The following is a 14,547-nucleotide window of genomic DNA, read 5'->3' on the forward strand; positions in this document are numbered from 1 at the left end:
GTTCTTGCCCATTCAGTTGGGAGTTCAGTGACAAAAGCTTATATGCGAACGGATTTTTTAGAACAGCGACATGTTCTTTTAGAGCAGTGGGCGTCTTTTATATCAGGAGAGGCTTGACAGGATTATAACAATGTGTCTATTGTCGAATGAGGTGCTTGAAAAACACCTTAAAACAACTAGCGGATTGGTTGCCGAAATAACTGATCTTCCGCAATTTAAAAGCTTTGACTCATTGTATGCTAGACGCATATAATAGCTTTGTCGGGTGTGGTTATGCCATATAATACCCTTTACGGGGAAAGCATAACGACGGGCTAGTTGCCGTGTTTTTCAGCACCCGGCATTTTTATAAAAAGTGTCAATGAAAAACATCTAACAACTAGGAGTTCGCTATGAACACTCTTATAGAAATTACGGAACAAATCATTGATCAGGAAACTGTTCAAACCGTTAACGCGCGTGAGTTACATACGTTTTTAGACGTTAATATACGCTTCAACGATTGGATTTCACGACGGATTGAAGAATATTCTTTTCAAGAAAATCAAGACTTTGTGAGTTTTACTCAAAAAAGAGTAAAACCTAAAGGCGGTCGTCCAAGCATAGAATATCACCTCACCTTAGACATGGCGAAAGAACTTTCCATGGTTGAACGCAATGAGAAAGGACGTCAAGCACGCCGTTACTTTATTGAATGTGAAAAGAAACTGAGAACCCAAGCTGTTGATTATGACCGTGATACACGCTTTGATTTGCCAAGTTATTGGGAAGGTATGAACGCTGGTGAAAAAGTTTTGTATCTTCTGGGTCCAATACATGTTCGTCTTCTTGATGCCTTCAGAGTAGATGAAGAGAATAGAAAATATAAAGCCATCATTAAAGAAGCTAAGCGCGTTCTAGCAAGATCTGTTGTGAAAGCGGCTTAGTTTAAAACACGATTCATCTCCCCATTTCAAAAGTGGGGAGGGGATAAAGCTTTTAGTTTTTGGTTAGCTACTGTTTTAAATGTGCGAAGATATTGTCTATCGCATCTAAAAATTAAACCTTTAATCTAGAAATAAATGCTTCATTCCTTAATTTTGCATCCTGCAATAAATCATTCCATTCTATTATTTCAACGGATCCTCGAAAATCACCTTGTAGAAGAGTAGTTCTCCCTCGCCCATTAGCTGTTTTCTGCCATGTCGACGTTTGCGTTTTAAGTTCACCTTCTATATCGGCAATAATATAACAATAAAAAACACACTGCTCTGAAATCTTTATTTTCTTATTATCAAATGTCTTTATACTTTTTCCTTTAAGTTCATTAAGGTATATGTTTATTTGTTCCATGGGGGTGTAACCCGTTTTATATGTTTTCTGACCTGGTCTTTTAAACTCCACCAACATTAACTTGTCCAGATCTGCATCAAGACGACCTTCAAGTCCTAGAGCATGCAATTTATCATAACATAATAAATCAGGACGAATTCTTTTTGTACTATTCTTCGCGATTTTTTTGATAGACACATCCGAAGCGAAGTATTTTGTAAATGTTAATCGCTCATCAATAATCCATAAATCATGCGTTAAATTTTCCTGAGATTCAGGATCATCGCCCCGAACACGCATTGGACAAATAAGTTCATGCAATGTTTTCTCTAGATGCGGGACTTCTTGACCATTAACATTTTTCTTAACCTCTATTATTAATTCTCCTAAAATATCAAGTATAACTTTACGACGTATAACATACTCTGCTAACTGTCTTGTTTCTTCATCTTTAACTTCTTTTGCAAGTTCAGAAACTTTTTGGGAAAAGCTGTATGTATTAGTATTCCCTTTAGTAATTTCACGGTATATGTTTTCAATTCTCAAATTTTGCTTTTTTTCTCTTCGAAGCTTATGAATAGCCAGTGTCTTAACAAAGTCTTCTGTATCCTTTGCAGATTTAGGAAGTTTTTCTAATAGTTTTTCATAACTATCAAAACAATAGGAAGGATGTGTTCTACAAAATTCTTTTAATTTATTTAAACGTTTTTCTTCGTATTCTTCATTTTCTGGAGCAAGAACGCTATCTACAATATTGTTAGCAACGGAACGTAAAATATTTTTCAATATTTTATTCTTAAAAGAAAAATGCGTTCTTTCTTGATTAACTCTATCATCTAAATACTGACCACTTATGCAACCATGATACACTAGCCCTTGGTCTCCAAATTTTCCGAAACCAATAAGGTTATCGATGCTTTCAGTAGTCACAGTACGATCATGTGCGAAAAGATGTAGATAGTGGTTCTTCCCTTTAAAGTTAAGGTTAGCATCCGCCATACAAATAAAATTACGAATTTTTAATAAACCAAAATCTGCGGTTTCAAGTGTAATCTCTCCCCTATTTTCTACTAAATATTTTTTAACTTTCTGCGCTAAATTGACAGACATCTGATCATCACGAAAAGTTATTTGAGGAAGTTGTTCTAAAATTAAATCTGAAAAAAAATGTGCCCCAATATGATCGATAATTGCTTCAGTTTCGCGTGGAAAATGTTTTTGGTACGCTACATCTCTTAAACCGGTAAAAATAATTTCTGTTCCGGTTACTTCTTGATTAATAAGAGGTATTTTTGAATGATCAAGAATCTGATTTTCCTCTTCCAAACAAAATGTAAAGCTTCTCTGGTAAAGCTGATCTTCTTCAAGGAATATACTTTTAACTCGTATTTTCTTAAAGGCATCCAACCATAGCAGCCGCCCAACTCCTTTTCCTCCTTTTTCTAATTTAAAATTAGTATCTACAGTGCAAAAAGCTTGAAAGTGCTCATCATCCAATCCTACACCATTGTCTTTAACTATAATTTCAAGTGTTTCATTTTTATCTATATCTTTGATTTCTATATCTATGTTACCCGCGCTTTTGTAATCTTCTTGCTTAGAATCTTCAAGCGCGTGAATAGCGTTGCTTACCGCTTCAAAAACAGGCTGCAAAGCTTCCATTTCAGTGGACGGTTTAGGAAAACGACGAACTCTTCCAGCAAGATTTTCTTTCATAGAAAACTTTTCAGTTTTATTCTTTTCTTGTTTTTGAACTGCGACGTTTTCCATAATTATTCCCACCTTTTTAGCCGATAATATTACGAAATATACCTATTAAACGCACGTATATTAACAATTTGTTATTATTATAGAACAAATTTTTAATTCTTTGAAATCCACTGTTTTAAATGGGCGAAGGCATTCTCTATCGCCTCCATGAGACGAGCAAATTTAAGAATCCATTTTCTAAAGAATTTCGCGCGTCTCAGAGTATGTTTAGAGTCGGATATTTGGTTTTTGTGTAAAAATACTTACAAACGCATCCATAATACGTGAAAAATCAAGCGCTAATAAGAGTATAATGAGTACAATCCATTTCGTATAACGCGACATCACTTTTACACTTTTGTAGGTCATGATGATTTCTTGAAGTATTTCTTTTTCTGCTTCCGTAAGCTCTGTATCGTCTTGTGTTTTTTTTCTAGCCATGTTTCCACCCACACACACGTTCGCCCTGCTTGTTATGCTTTAAGATCTCTCTTGCTAAATTGGAACTGATGGCGTTCAGATCTTGCTTATCTAAATAAATTGGCAACCAGCCAACACAAGAAGAAGCATATTTATTTGTCGCGCAACCAGTCAGAGAGAGCAACGCGCACATCAGCATCACTTTTTTGATTAACTTCACTTTCCACCTCCAGACGTGTTGTGGCTGCTTTTAAAGCTTTTTCTGTTTGCTTTTGTTGCTCTGCTTTTTTCCCAAGAGTAAAAGCTCTTGCTAATGCAATAAAAAAAGCGGCTAAAGCCGCGCCTGTTATCATCAGATTTCTTTTCATCCATAAGATCATAGACGATGCTCCTGAAAGCGTTTAGCAACAAAGAAAATACCAGCACATGCTGCTAAGACCATAATGGTTGCCAAAGCCCATTGGATGGGTCCATTGCCTGCTAATAAGCCTCCAAGACCAGAAAAAGAGCCAATAATCGGTGCAAGTGCTTCTGCTTTGAAAACCCCCGTTGATGCTTGCGTTTCTACTGTTTGATAATTGGAGGAAACAAAAGCCCCTTTTGCCCATAAGCCTGTTTCTGCCGCGCGCCGGTGTGCTAGACCTTCAAGACGCTTCCCGCCTGCTTTGGTCCATTTCTGTAGCTCGGCAGGGACAGCTTCATATTCACCTTGATTGAGCTTTTTTAACAGTGTCGAGTTACAAAAGGCTGTTGTTCCTACATTATAGCAAAATGACACTAACGCCGCGAATTGTTCATCTGTTAATGAAACTGTAACAGCGCGTTCAACGACATTTTCAAATTGTCTTAAGTCTTGGCAAAGAAGTTCTTCTGCTTGCTTTTCCGTGATGGTCATGCCTTCATAAACAAAAGGCTTTCCAGCATTGTTTGTATGTCCATAACCTATTGTCCACACCCCAATGGTATCTTTGTAGGCGTTTAAACGCAAGCCTTCCCATTGTTTGATAAGTGCAAGTCCCTCTAATGATATTTTTCGCATGTGTTGCTCCATAAAAAAGCCCCACACAAGGCGGGGATGAGTGAATATTAAAAATTACAATTATTGCCTTTTATTAAAAATCTTGTTTCATGTAACTTTTTTCTGTGTTATACGTTACATGAAACATAATGGAGATTTTGTTATGGCTACAATGCACGTCAATGAACGCGTTCAAAAACATCGCAACGCACAAAGAAAAGCAGGTTTGCGTTTAATGCAAATTTGGGTACCAGATATTCGCCAACCGAACTTTGCAGAAGAGTGCCGACGCCAATGTCGCTTAGTCGCAAAAATGGATAAAACAGATACATCTATGCAGTTGTTGATGGATCAATCTTTAATGGATGTTGATGGCTGGACAGAATAATGCGTGGATCTCTCGTCACAATAGCTATGCAAGGCGATTTTGGTAAACCAAGACCTGCGTTAATCATTCAAGCTAATCAATTTAGTGAGCATACAAGTGTAACGGTTTTACCAATTACAAGTACACTTGTTGATGCGCCATTACTCCGCATTACGATTCAGCCAAACACAAAAAATGGTTTACAAAAACCTTCGCAAGTAATGATTGATAAGATTATGACGGTAAGATGTGAAAAAGTTAGTCCAGCTTTCGGCTCCATTCATGCAGATAAAATGGTAGAAATTGAACGCTGTTTAGCTGTATTTTTAGGAATAGTAAAATAAAAATAGTATTTCTTTTTATCATCATAAAATAGCTTTGTTTATATATCTTCCTCATCCATATGGATGACGCCTTCGCCTTCGTCGCATGCGTTTGGTGGGGCGTTTGGATCAAGGGTATCATCCTTTTCTGGTGTTGTGTTTGCAACGTTTCCAGCCGCATCTTCTTGTGATGCATCAAAAAGTTCGCACTCTATTTTTGTGGTGTAACCACCCGTTTTATCAAGTTTGTGTTTAACGCTTTTGATGCGCCATTCTGCCGGTATATAAGGGCGGAAAGGGGGCTCTTGAACAAGCTTTGCTTCTGCTTGCACAAAGGGATCACCACCGATATCACATGAGAAAGAAGACTTACCGCGTGATGATTTATTGCGATAAGCAGCAATGGCCGCAACAGCCTCTGATTGGTTATGGTAGGTGTATTTGAGTTCATGGAACGGCGGATTACCAACTTTGACTTCTTTTTTTTCACCACTGCGGATATCATGATAAGTTGCGAGAACACCGCCTTTTTTCTCTTTGTCTTCTTCTTCTTTCTCAGGTGTTGTTTCTGCTTTTTCCGATTCAGATGATGATGGTGCTGCTCGATCACTGTCATCCATATGGATAAAGTTTTCATCATCATCAATCTCTTCTGGTTCTCGTGCATCAGCCGCGGCTTTTTGGTCGTCTCCCACATCTGTTTCTAAGCCATTGGCTGCACCTGCTTCATCCCGCGCACTGTATTTAAAATCCCAAGAGGTGCAATGTTCCTCATGAATAACAACAATAGGGAGTGTTTCACCGGTAATGGCTTTGCCTTCACCCCGTTTGGCAAGCACAAGTTTGCCATCAACGGGCTTTGCTACCGCATCATATTCTTCTGCAAGGCGTGTAGCAAAAGCCATATCGCTTTCAGCTGTTTGGTCAATGTGACGCACAACGATTTTTGCAAGAGAAGGATCAACCTTTGGTGTATAGCCATTACGCTCTGCTATCTCTTGAACAATACTGCCAAGGGTTTTCTGGTGGTAGGATTGGCTTTTTGGGGTTCTGTAAGACGTGTTCATTGATGCGGCGCGTCCTGTAACACTTAAGTTTTGCGGTGGGCTGCTTACAGAAATTTCGTCTATCAGATAGGCTCCCATATCGCGGTTTTTCCCGCCTTCATAGCCAAGTGTTATGGAAATAACTGTCCCGATGAGAGGAATATCAAGAAAGCCGTTATCACTGTCACGCGCACGGTCATCAAGCTCTATAGTGATACGATCACTTTTGTTTTCTGCTTCATCGGTAATTTCAATCGACAAAACATAATCCATAAGAGTTTTGGTGATGTCTTCTCCATTTGCCAGAACCGTGCAAAAAGGTTTCATGATTGACTGCCCCAAATTCTGATTACCGGTGTGGCTTTAGGATAGGGGAGGGTTGGCAAAACGATTGTGATTCCTGCTTTTAAAATGGGTCCATAGTCTGCAAGACCAAAATTTGCTGCATAAACGCGTTCAACAGCAAGGGCTTGTTGACCTTTGGCATAGTATTTCCAGCAAATGGCATCAACCATATCACCATCTTTGGTCATGTAAAGATCACTCATAGCTCTTCACCATATTCTCTCAATTTTATTGTAAATTCTTGTTTTTTTGGGGTGCCGTTATGATGAAAAACACTTTGCTTTTCCTCTACAGAAAGAATGACAAACTTACCTAAGATTTTGCCTTGACCAGTCACAAGAATGTGAGGTCCTTTATGTGCCATTTGCCGTAAATATTCGAGCTGTCTATGACCACCTTTGAAATCTGGATAAATCACACCAGTTAAAGAAAATTCCGCATTTGCAACGGCAGGCAATTGAAGAGCTGCTTTGCTCCCCAATCGTCCTTGCTCTACCCATGGAACCCCATAAGACATATCAAGTGTTTGATAAGCTGCTGTTTCAATCGAAAAAATAAAACCACCCAAAGCTAACATCATGGTATTTAATCCGAAAGGCTAGAGGCTATGGCTAAACGTTGCTGTTTTGCATAGCGTTCAAGTGCTTGATTGACAGCGTCTCTGATTTCGTCCTTGAGACCATTTGGTACTGAAATATTTAGATTTGTAATGGTTACACGGGCATCTACTTCAACAGGTTTATGAACTGTAATTGGCTTTGGAGCTTTAAAGGCACCTACTTTATTTGTTGCCTGCGTTTGTCCTGTTTCAACGACACTTGTATTAAAACCACTCTTGCGTTTTTCAGGCGGGGTGTTTGTAACCACTACTGTATCAACCATTTTTTTTGCACGTGCATTGGTATCATCGGTAAAGGTTTTAATTGTTTGGGTTGAAGTTTTGTTGATTGAAACATTAAAGCCTAGCTTTTCTTTCATCCAATTAGGCATCCAGCTGGTTAATTTGCTTATCATGCCGCTAAGCCAATCAGACAGAGCATTCCATTGGCTTTTGATACCGTCCCACAAGCTACCAATGAGATTGGTTCCTACTTCCATGAGATTGATCCCAAACAGCCACTCAATCAATGCATTGATTTTTTTTGAAATCCAAGAAAGTGGTGAAAAGTTTTTAAAGAGCGTCAAGAGGTTATTGAAAACGTTACTACATAAGCTCGCAAAAGAATTCCACAAGTTGCTTATGAAGCTTACTACCGTATCCCAATTTTTGTAGAGCAGATATCCAACTCCAACAAGGGCTGCTATGCCGCCAGCGATCCAGCCGATAGGTGTGGTCATGATTGCGATACCAAGCGATATAAAAGCAGAACTAACGGCAGTTATTGCTGGAATGAGTGAAGCTACAAGAGATAGTGCAAGACCCGCAACTGCAGAAGCTGCCGGTACCATTGCCGCAATGAATGCTCCGGTAAGAACTGCTCCAACCGCGGCTAAAGATGCAGCTACCCAGCCATTGAGTTCATCCCAATATTTATAGAGTGCGGCAAGTACCGCGATACCCCCAATTAGCCAACCGATAGGTGTGGTCATTATAGTATAGCCAAGCGTGACAAACGCTGCTCCCGCTGCGGCTAATGCGGCAATGAGTGGACCAAAAATGAAGGAACCAAGTGCTACAAGTCCTACCTTAAAGAGGGTTATTTCACCAATTAGAGGTTCTAGCCATTGGAACCATACTTTAATCCTCTCTGTGAGATCACTGATACCTTTTCTTAAATCAGAGGTAGGATTAAGCAAATCATTAAAGACTTTTCTTAAGGTTTTCGCCCAGCTCGCAACGGTTGTTTGAATGAGGTCGCGGTTTTCATCAATCAGGCGAGAAAAACCGTCAATCATGTCATTGATCACGGGCATGAAACGCGCGCCAATAAAGCTCGCGATACCGCCTATTTTTTTCTTAAAGGCACCAAGCTTGTCACTCAAATCTGCTGCATAGCGTGCCACATCGGCACCTATCAGCCATTTTCCTTTCCGCGCCTTTGCAAACAGTTCTTTAATGGGTGCCATGCCTTGTGCAAGCATGGTCGCCATTTCTTTACCATCGCCCCCAAACAGCAGAGCGGCAATATGCTGTCTTTGTGCTTGGCTTTTCATCTTACTCATCTTGTCGGTAATTTCTTCTAACAAGACAGAAGTGGATTTGAGTTTTCCAGAAGTGTTTTTGACAGAAATGCCAAGTGCTTCAAAGCCCATCATGCCTCTTTTTTGTCCGGCATATGCTTGTGCTGAACGCCTATTTAAAACCGCTAAGGATTGTTGAAAAAGTTCGGCAGAAGTGCCTGAATTATCGGCTGCATCACCCCATAATTGAAGTGATGCAACACTCATATTTAAATGGTGTGATGCGTGATAAAGACTATCGCCCAGATGCATGGTTTTCATGGTGAGGGCGGCTACACTTGCCACAAGACCACCACCAGCAAGCCCCAAGACACCAGTAAAGACCGAAGCACGGCTTGCCGCCACTCCAAGAGCACTTTGAACGCCATGAAGGCTTTTTGTCATGTTTTTGACAGCAGCAGAAAAGCGCGGAATACCCAAACTATGTGAGAGTGTTTTTGACAATGTATCGAATTTTTTTTGAAGATGTTTGAGAGGTGCGGTGAGTTTGTCTTCAAGAGACAATTTTACCTTTGCATCAGCAACTTTTTCACTCATTTTGTCTTATACCTTTCTGCTGCTTGATTTCGCCAGAATATGAGTTCTTGCGGTTCCATTTCCATCATCTTTGAAAGGGACCAATGGAACACAATGGTAATATCGGCTATGAGTTTAGCGGCGGTTTCCCAGTCGAGGTATCCCGCCGCTTGATAAAAGACTCCAAAATCTCTCCAATGCTCGACAAGTCATTAATATCGAGTTCTCCAACCGCTTCATGCGGCCATTCAGAAAGACGTGCGATCATAGCAATTGTTTGCTCTACGCCTTCTTTTTTGTCGATTGCTTGCAAATCTTTTGTTTTGGGGCGCCGTAAGGTAATTGTGGTGTGCTCTTTTCCTTCAAAGGCAATGGGTATCAATAATTTATGTGTAATGCTTGTTTGGACGGTCATTTTTATAATCCTATATTGTTTTTATGGTCTGCGAGTTGATTGACGCCATTGAATTTTCTCACCAAGTTGAGGACGTCTATCTCAACGATTTCAACGTCCTTCTGGACATATTTGAAATACTGCAATGTGAATGTAGCCGTAGAAGTTGCTTTGCTGCCCGGTTGCCATTCTGCCATTTCAAAGCCTTTGCAAAGTCCTCTCATGGTAATGACAACACCTTCTGCGGGTGTGCCTTGCGCTTGCATTGAACTTCGTAATGAAATGTCGACATCTGTGCGCCCCAACAGTGCCATCAATTCTGGAGAGCAATCAGAAATGGTCATGCTAAGTGTGAGGGTTTCAAGACCAAGGTCAACTTCAATAGAGCTATCCATGCCACCACCGCGATAACTTTCAACGACCAAACTCAAATTCGGTAGGGTGACACTTTCACATTTTGCTTGATAGGGAATACCGTCGACAAAAATGTTAAAATACTTCAAAACTCTTGGTAATACGGGTACGGTCATTAAAAAATCTCCTCTAAATAATCATTCACAATGCGTGAACGGAATGTGATGTGTTCTGCTGGTGTTGTTGGTGTGAATTCGACATTGAAATAGACTCTGCCGCCTTCAATGGCGCTTGCTGTGTTAAGCTCTAGATCAGGCGTACAGCGCCCACCAAGAATGGCGCCTTGTGCTTTTAAATCACGCAAATAGGCATTGACGCTTTCACTGACATCATTCATGTAGGTTTTTTTGATATTGCGGTCGACAGCCCATAGATGTCCGCGCAAAATGGCATCATTGATCATATCTGCGGTGCGTACTACGGATAAGAAAGCAAATTTTGTATCACTTGAAAGGGTGCGATTACCCCAGAGGCGATAACCATTTTCGCGGATAATTGTTGTGATGTTTTGTTCGTTAAGAAGGTTGGCGCGGCTTGATCGATCCCCAATGGAAAAATCAATAGGGCGTGCAGTTCCCACAATTCCATTGATCACTTTATTGGAAGGAGAATGCCAAAAACCATGGGTAAAATCTGTTTTGGCAATGACACCAGCAACCGCTGCACTTGCCGGCTGTTCTATGATTTTTCCATCACGATTTACCTTTACAAACGGGTCAATGAGAATGGCGCGTTTTGAATCAAAATCCTTTGCTGCGCTAAGGGCTGCTTCATCTGTCGTGTTTGGTGCATCAAGCACCACAATAGCACGCAGACGCTCTGCAATGCCAATCAGTTCTGCTGCGACGGGGTTGGCAGTTGCACCAGTTCCATTCTCTTCAATATTCACACTGGAAGGGCGTTGATGTGTAAAGCCTGGAGCGATGAGAATGCGTGGTGTTTGTCCCACAATGGACCCCGCTCCAATCAAAGCATGGACGCCTTCATAAGCGCCATTTGCATTCACACCACCTAGAACATTGGTGAGTGTTGCATTTTCATTGTCACCTTCGTTCACACGCACGACAACAACAATGGCTCCCACTTGCTTGAAAATAAGATCAAGGGCATTGGGTAAGGTACCTTGACGCTTGCCTGTTTTATCCAGTTTAGCTGCTTGTGAAAGAGAGCCTGTTACCAAAACGGGTGTATTAAGGGGAAATGCTCGGTCATCGGCATCAGGTGCTGTGCCAACAATTCCGATAACTGCGGATTGAACCGCGCGAAGGGGGCGTGTACCGTCGTCGACCTCAACGACTTCAACACCGTGTAGAAAACCTGTTGCCATACTTTATGCTCCTTTAAATGAGGGGTGAATGAAAATGAATGGGAAAAATGAGGGGGTGATTGCTGTATTTGTTAGACCGGCATAATGATAAAAAATTATCGAAAATAGCTTGACATTATTTATGCAATGTGTATTTTCGAATCAGGTGCCTCAAAAACACCTTGACGATAAGCGGGTGGATTGCCGAAACAGTCTTTTTTCCGCAGATTAAAAGCTTTGACTCATTATATGCGTATAGCATATAAATGGCTTGTCGGGTGTGGTTACGCTATACAATACCCTTTGGGGGAAAGCATAACGACGGACTTATCGCCGTGTTTTTGAGCACCCGGCACTCTTTTATCGAGTGTCAATCAAAAACATTTAACGATAAGGAGTTCTCATGAACACTCTTATTCCAATATTGGAACAAATAATTGATCAGGAAACTGTTCAAACGGTAAATGCGCGCGAATTACATGCGTTTTTGGAAATAGGAAAAGATTTCTCTACTTGGATTACAGACCGTATTAACAAATATAATTTATTAGAAAATCAAGACTTTGTTTGCTCCCCGATTTTGGGGAGCAAAGGCAGGGGTGGTCACAATCGTAAAGATTATCATCTAACTTTAAGTGTAGCTAAAGAACTTTCTATGCTTGAGAATAATAAGAAAGGTAGAGAAGCCCGTTTATACTTTATCAAATGTGAAAGGCTTTTAAAACAAGTAGCAACCCCACAGATAGCTGCATCACAAGTTGATTATTCCAAACCCGAAGCATTACTTGGTGTTTTGAATCACTTACAAAGTCAAATCGAGCAAAAGGATAACACTATTGCTGAATTGACTCCAAAAGCAGAAGCTTTAGAAGGCTTAAAGCGTTCTGATGGTCTGTTTGGTCTTATCGAAGCAGCAAAGATGTTAGAGGTACGACCAAAGGACTTAACGGATTATTTGCGTAAACATGATTGGGTGTATCGGCGTGCTCCAGGGGCGCCTCTGTTACCTTATCAGGATAAGATAAAGAAAGGATTCATGGATTGTCCCGCTATTACCATTCAAAGACCAGATGGTACAGAAAAGGTGCTGCCTTCAACAAAAATTACACCAAAAGGATTGGCTTGTTTGAGAGAGCAAATCCATGGAGGTGTGCAATGAAGATAGATACCAATTTCTTATGCGATTTGTGGTTGGCATTATCTCAATTTTCTAGACATGAAAATATGAATGATAAAGATTGTACAGCTCTGGTTGATACTATGAGTGTCATAGAAAAAGCTTTAATTTTAAAACTTCAAGATGAGATGCCAAGTATACTTAAAATCTTAATAGTTCTAACAGATTTTGGTGATTCAGAACTGCCGCATAGCATGGATCCTTTATTGCGCGCTTATGAACCAGATTTCGAGAACCCTATTAAAAAGGTTGCTTAAGTTCAAAAACATGACTTATCTCCTCGTCTTTAAGGGCGGGGAGAAGGTTACGAATGGCTATGTTCCATTTGCGTATTCATTTCGCTAGCTGTTAGTGTTGGAATAGAAGAGACATCAATGTCCCTCAAGGCATGCCATGTATCATAATTGGCTTGAAGCTGTAGCCAAAGGGCTGGTCCATTTCCTAACAATTTACCAATGCGAGCCGCTGTTACGGCTGTGACTGGACGTTCTCCTTTAAGGATACCGTGCAAGTGCTGGCGTGATATTTGAAGAATCCTAGCAATTTCGGTTTTGCTTGCATTTAAATGTTCTAAGGATTCAGCTAAAATTTCTCCTGGATGAGAAGGACAACGATTAGGATTACGTGTGGTCATGGATAGTTTCCTTTACAAATCTTAAAACCTTCAGTGGTATTGCTCTAGATCAACATGGTAAACGTGTCTGTCTTTAAATTCAAAAGTGATACACCAAGGACCATTGATATGAATTGTGTAGCGAGTTGGAGTAAAGCCTTTAAGCATATGAAAATTATAACCTGGTACATTGATATCACTAACTTGAGAAGCCGCGTCAAGGGCATCAAGACGGCGAATAATACGCTGTTGAAGCCTGCTATCAATCTTACTTTTTCCTGTTTCCCAGAGAGATTGGAGGTCTTTATTTTTAAATGTTTTGATCATAGCAAACTCAACAACTTTATTTTAAGTAAGATGTAATGTATTAAGTGACAATTGTCAACAAAAATGTTACAATTTAATGTGATTGATGCCAACACTGTGGAACTACAAGAATTTAAGAAATGAATATCAAACCAATTCGTGCTGAGAGGGAGTACCAAGAAGCTTTAGAAATTGTGTCTGCAATGTTTGATAAGCAGCCAGAAGTTAATACTCCAGAATTTGATAGAATGAAAACTCTTGTTTTGTTAATTGAAGCTTATGAAACAGAACACTATCCTGTTTCTCCACCTCATGCGTAAAGAGAAGAATAGGTGCATGGAGGGGATAAATTTGCACGTTAACATCAAGGATTTTACAAACATACCAACGGCTGTCTGATCAAATATTGCTAAAAACTTAGATCCCTTGCCATTCTTAATAAAGTGAATACGAAGTTTAAATTCTATTGTCATTTTGCTCTCCAAATCAATGAAGAGAGAATAACAACCATCACCATGCTCCATAAGACTGACACTGTCAGTCAAAAAGCTCTTTAAAGGGCTTTAGAAGGGCTTAAAATCATACAAGCCAGCTTATACAACAGCTATCCATTTGACTTGTGCTATCTTTGGTTATGTAATTAATCTTTCCATAACCTTATAAGGACAGCGCCATCAGCTCCAGCACCACTTGGAGAAGAATCAGAGTGAGCACCAGCCCCGCCGCCGCCAAAACCACGCCCTGCTTTTCCTGAACTATAGTGACCTTTGCCGACTCCTCCAGAGCCACCACGTGATGTATCACCTCCAGCATCGCCTCCATTACCGCTTGTTTTACTCGTAATTCCATTCGTTCCAGCATAACCATTTCCGCCTTTGGCAATTCCTAGATGTGCGTCTGTTGCTAAACCAAAATTTCCCCCAATGCCCCCAGCACCACCAATGCCTGAATAGTAATAAGTATTTCCCCTTGATGTATTATAATAAGCACCCCCACCACCATATCCTCCTGTCGCCGTAATAAAATTTTTGCCAACGGTCGTTGTTCCTCCAGAATTACCT

Annotated in this window: 20 protein-coding genes and 2 pseudogenes; 7 read left to right on the forward strand and 15 right to left on the reverse strand. The window is 40.3% G+C overall.

What is annotated here, in order from left to right:
• Together ACFINM_RS08310 and ACFINM_RS08315 are read left to right on the forward strand one after the other, a co-directional pair.
• Positions 1 to 117 (forward strand): annotated as a pseudogene (locus tag ACFINM_RS08310) (integrase); the annotation flags it as partial.
• A gap of 275 nt (positions 118 to 392) precedes the next feature.
• The gene (locus tag ACFINM_RS08315; RefSeq protein WP_375613911.1) at positions 393 to 926 is read left to right on the forward strand and encodes an antA/AntB antirepressor family protein; all 534 of its coding nucleotides are present in this window, start codon (positions 393 to 395) and stop codon (positions 924 to 926) included.
• A gap of 112 nt (positions 927 to 1,038) precedes the next feature.
• Here the strand turns inward: ACFINM_RS08315 and ACFINM_RS08320 are convergent, their stop codons facing one another.
• The 4 genes from ACFINM_RS08320 to ACFINM_RS08335 all read right to left on the reverse strand — a co-directional run bounded on the left by ACFINM_RS08320 (position 1,039) and on the right by ACFINM_RS08335 (position 4,519).
• Positions 1,039 to 3,081, reverse strand: coding sequence for an ATP-binding protein (locus tag ACFINM_RS08320; protein ID WP_375641060.1), 2,043 nt, complete (start codon positions 3,079 to 3,081; stop codon positions 1,039 to 1,041).
• A 207-nt stretch (positions 3,082 to 3,288) separates the two neighbouring features.
• Positions 3,289 to 3,501, reverse strand: coding sequence for a hypothetical protein (locus ACFINM_RS08325; protein WP_375620805.1), 213 nt, complete (start codon positions 3,499 to 3,501; stop codon positions 3,289 to 3,291).
• Positions 3,502 to 3,632: 131 nt separating this feature from the next.
• Positions 3,633 to 3,860, reverse strand: a complete 228-nt coding sequence (locus ACFINM_RS08330; protein ID WP_375641061.1) for a hypothetical protein — start codon at positions 3,858 to 3,860, stop codon at positions 3,633 to 3,635.
• On the reverse strand, positions 3,857 to 4,519 hold the full coding sequence (locus tag ACFINM_RS08335; protein WP_375641062.1) for a lysozyme: 663 nt from the start codon (positions 4,517 to 4,519) through the stop codon (positions 3,857 to 3,859). Before ACFINM_RS08335 ends, ACFINM_RS08330 begins: the two co-directional genes overlap by 4 nt.
• A 142-nt stretch (positions 4,520 to 4,661) precedes the next feature.
• Here ACFINM_RS08335 and ACFINM_RS08340 point away from each other — a divergent pair, with 142 nt between their 5' ends.
• Together ACFINM_RS08340 and ACFINM_RS08345 are read left to right on the forward strand one after the other, a co-directional pair.
• Positions 4,662 to 4,886, forward strand: a complete 225-nt coding sequence (locus ACFINM_RS08340) for an antitoxin MazE family protein (protein WP_273791685.1) — start codon at positions 4,662 to 4,664, stop codon at positions 4,884 to 4,886.
• Complete coding sequence (locus tag ACFINM_RS08345) at positions 4,886 to 5,209, forward strand: type II toxin-antitoxin system PemK/MazF family toxin (protein ID WP_375620473.1); 324 nt, start codon at positions 4,886 to 4,888, stop codon at positions 5,207 to 5,209. Before ACFINM_RS08340 ends, ACFINM_RS08345 begins: the two co-directional genes overlap by 1 nt.
• A 38-nt stretch (positions 5,210 to 5,247) precedes the next feature.
• On the opposite strand, the gene ACFINM_RS08350 is transcribed toward ACFINM_RS08345, so the two are convergent.
• Genes ACFINM_RS08350 through ACFINM_RS08385 form a run of 8 tightly spaced genes read right to left on the reverse strand, consistent with a single transcriptional unit; the run spans position 5,248 to position 11,411 of the window.
• Positions 5,248 to 6,561, reverse strand: a complete 1,314-nt coding sequence (locus tag ACFINM_RS08350) for a contractile injection system protein, VgrG/Pvc8 family (protein ID WP_375641063.1) — start codon at positions 6,559 to 6,561, stop codon at positions 5,248 to 5,250.
• Entirely contained in the window at positions 6,558 to 6,782 is a 225-nt protein-coding gene (locus tag ACFINM_RS08355; RefSeq protein ID WP_375641064.1) for a tail protein X, read from the reverse strand. The genes ACFINM_RS08350 and ACFINM_RS08355 overlap by 4 nt, the downstream gene beginning before the upstream one ends.
• A complete protein-coding gene (locus ACFINM_RS08360; RefSeq protein ID WP_375641065.1) occupies positions 6,779 to 7,159 on the reverse strand; it encodes a phage tail protein in 381 nt (126 codons plus the stop codon). The genes ACFINM_RS08355 and ACFINM_RS08360 overlap by 4 nt, the downstream gene beginning before the upstream one ends.
• A 5-nt stretch (positions 7,160 to 7,164) precedes the next feature.
• Positions 7,165 to 9,297, reverse strand: coding sequence for a phage tail tape measure protein (locus tag ACFINM_RS08365; protein ID WP_375641066.1), 2,133 nt, complete (start codon positions 9,295 to 9,297; stop codon positions 7,165 to 7,167).
• A complete protein-coding gene (locus ACFINM_RS08370; protein WP_081486138.1) occupies positions 9,294 to 9,365 on the reverse strand; it encodes a GpE family phage tail protein in 72 nt (23 codons plus the stop codon). Before ACFINM_RS08370 ends, ACFINM_RS08365 begins: the two co-directional genes overlap by 4 nt.
• Positions 9,366 to 9,403: 38 nt before the next feature.
• Positions 9,404 to 9,691 (reverse strand): phage tail assembly protein, encoded by a 288-nt coding sequence (locus ACFINM_RS08375; RefSeq protein ID WP_375641067.1) that lies wholly within the window; start codon positions 9,689 to 9,691, stop codon positions 9,404 to 9,406.
• 2 nt (positions 9,692 to 9,693) lie between these two features.
• Complete coding sequence (locus ACFINM_RS08380; RefSeq protein ID WP_375641068.1) at positions 9,694 to 10,200, reverse strand: phage major tail tube protein; 507 nt, start codon at positions 10,198 to 10,200, stop codon at positions 9,694 to 9,696.
• Positions 10,200 to 11,411: a phage tail sheath subtilisin-like domain-containing protein gene (locus ACFINM_RS08385; protein ID WP_375641069.1), complete on the reverse strand. Its 1,212-nt coding sequence runs from the start codon at positions 11,409 to 11,411 to the stop codon at positions 10,200 to 10,202. Before ACFINM_RS08385 ends, ACFINM_RS08380 begins: the two co-directional genes overlap by 1 nt.
• Positions 11,412 to 11,793: 382 nt before the next feature.
• Between ACFINM_RS08385 and ACFINM_RS08390 the strand changes: the two genes are divergently transcribed.
• Positions 11,794 to 12,549, forward strand: coding sequence for an antA/AntB antirepressor family protein (locus ACFINM_RS08390; protein ID WP_375621859.1), 756 nt, complete (start codon positions 11,794 to 11,796; stop codon positions 12,547 to 12,549).
• The gene (locus tag ACFINM_RS08395) at positions 12,546 to 12,824 is read left to right on the forward strand and encodes a hypothetical protein (protein WP_375627783.1); all 279 of its coding nucleotides are present in this window, start codon (positions 12,546 to 12,548) and stop codon (positions 12,822 to 12,824) included. Before ACFINM_RS08390 ends, ACFINM_RS08395 begins: the two co-directional genes overlap by 4 nt.
• A 47-nt stretch (positions 12,825 to 12,871) precedes the next feature.
• Here ACFINM_RS08395 and ACFINM_RS08400 read toward each other — a convergent pair whose 3' ends face one another.
• Together ACFINM_RS08400 and ACFINM_RS08405 are read right to left on the reverse strand one after the other, a co-directional pair.
• A complete protein-coding gene (locus ACFINM_RS08400; protein ID WP_375627782.1) occupies positions 12,872 to 13,201 on the reverse strand; it encodes a HigA family addiction module antitoxin in 330 nt (109 codons plus the stop codon).
• A 30-nt stretch (positions 13,202 to 13,231) separates the two neighbouring features.
• On the reverse strand, positions 13,232 to 13,507 hold the full coding sequence (locus ACFINM_RS08405; protein ID WP_273791641.1) for a type II toxin-antitoxin system RelE/ParE family toxin: 276 nt from the start codon (positions 13,505 to 13,507) through the stop codon (positions 13,232 to 13,234).
• A 119-nt stretch (positions 13,508 to 13,626) separates the two neighbouring features.
• Between ACFINM_RS08405 and ACFINM_RS08410 the strand changes: the two genes are divergently transcribed.
• A complete protein-coding gene (locus ACFINM_RS08410; RefSeq protein ID WP_375621862.1) occupies positions 13,627 to 13,806 on the forward strand; it encodes a hypothetical protein in 180 nt (59 codons plus the stop codon).
• Between the two features lie 320 nt (positions 13,807 to 14,126).
• On the opposite strand, the pseudogene ACFINM_RS08415 reads toward ACFINM_RS08410, so the two are convergent.
• Positions 14,127 to 14,547, reverse strand: a pseudogene (locus tag ACFINM_RS08415) (hypothetical protein); the annotation flags it as partial.

Origin of the sequence: Bartonella sp. AA168HLJHH (assembly GCF_042197365.1) — a bacterium.
GTDB lineage: Bacteria > Pseudomonadota > Alphaproteobacteria > Rhizobiales > Rhizobiaceae > Bartonella.

Excerpts from the sequence above, each read along its gene's own strand:
- ACFINM_RS08315 (WP_375613911.1), top strand. The coding sequence starts at position 393 with ATGAACACTCTTATAGAAATTACGGAACAAATCATTGATCAGGAAACT.
- ACFINM_RS08320 (WP_375641060.1), bottom strand. The coding sequence starts at position 3,081 with ATGGAAAACGTCGCAGTTCAAAAACAAGAAAAGAATAAAACTGAAAAG.
- ACFINM_RS08325 (WP_375620805.1), bottom strand. The coding sequence starts at position 3,501 with ATGGCTAGAAAAAAAACACAAGACGATACAGAGCTTACGGAAGCAGAA.
- ACFINM_RS08330 (WP_375641061.1), bottom strand. The coding sequence starts at position 3,860 with ATGATCTTATGGATGAAAAGAAATCTGATGATAACAGGCGCGGCTTTA.
- ACFINM_RS08335 (WP_375641062.1), bottom strand. The coding sequence starts at position 4,519 with ATGCGAAAAATATCATTAGAGGGACTTGCACTTATCAAACAATGGGAA.
- ACFINM_RS08340 (WP_273791685.1), top strand. The coding sequence starts at position 4,662 with ATGGCTACAATGCACGTCAATGAACGCGTTCAAAAACATCGCAACGCA.
- ACFINM_RS08345 (WP_375620473.1), top strand. The coding sequence starts at position 4,886 with ATGCGTGGATCTCTCGTCACAATAGCTATGCAAGGCGATTTTGGTAAA.
- ACFINM_RS08350 (WP_375641063.1), bottom strand. The coding sequence starts at position 6,561 with ATGAAACCTTTTTGCACGGTTCTGGCAAATGGAGAAGACATCACCAAA.
- ACFINM_RS08355 (WP_375641064.1), bottom strand. The coding sequence starts at position 6,782 with ATGAGTGATCTTTACATGACCAAAGATGGTGATATGGTTGATGCCATT.
- ACFINM_RS08360 (WP_375641065.1), bottom strand. The coding sequence starts at position 7,159 with ATGATGTTAGCTTTGGGTGGTTTTATTTTTTCGATTGAAACAGCAGCT.
- ACFINM_RS08365 (WP_375641066.1), bottom strand. The coding sequence starts at position 9,297 with ATGAGTGAAAAAGTTGCTGATGCAAAGGTAAAATTGTCTCTTGAAGAC.
- ACFINM_RS08375 (WP_375641067.1), bottom strand. The coding sequence starts at position 9,691 with ATGACCGTCCAAACAAGCATTACACATAAATTATTGATACCCATTGCC.
- ACFINM_RS08380 (WP_375641068.1), bottom strand. The coding sequence starts at position 10,200 with ATGACCGTACCCGTATTACCAAGAGTTTTGAAGTATTTTAACATTTTT.
- ACFINM_RS08385 (WP_375641069.1), bottom strand. The coding sequence starts at position 11,411 with ATGGCAACAGGTTTTCTACACGGTGTTGAAGTCGTTGAGGTCGACGAC.
- ACFINM_RS08390 (WP_375621859.1), top strand. The coding sequence starts at position 11,794 with ATGAACACTCTTATTCCAATATTGGAACAAATAATTGATCAGGAAACT.
- ACFINM_RS08395 (WP_375627783.1), top strand. The coding sequence starts at position 12,546 with ATGAAGATAGATACCAATTTCTTATGCGATTTGTGGTTGGCATTATCT.
- ACFINM_RS08400 (WP_375627782.1), bottom strand. The coding sequence starts at position 13,201 with ATGACCACACGTAATCCTAATCGTTGTCCTTCTCATCCAGGAGAAATT.
- ACFINM_RS08405 (WP_273791641.1), bottom strand. The coding sequence starts at position 13,507 with ATGATCAAAACATTTAAAAATAAAGACCTCCAATCTCTCTGGGAAACA.
- ACFINM_RS08410 (WP_375621862.1), top strand. The coding sequence starts at position 13,627 with ATGAATATCAAACCAATTCGTGCTGAGAGGGAGTACCAAGAAGCTTTA.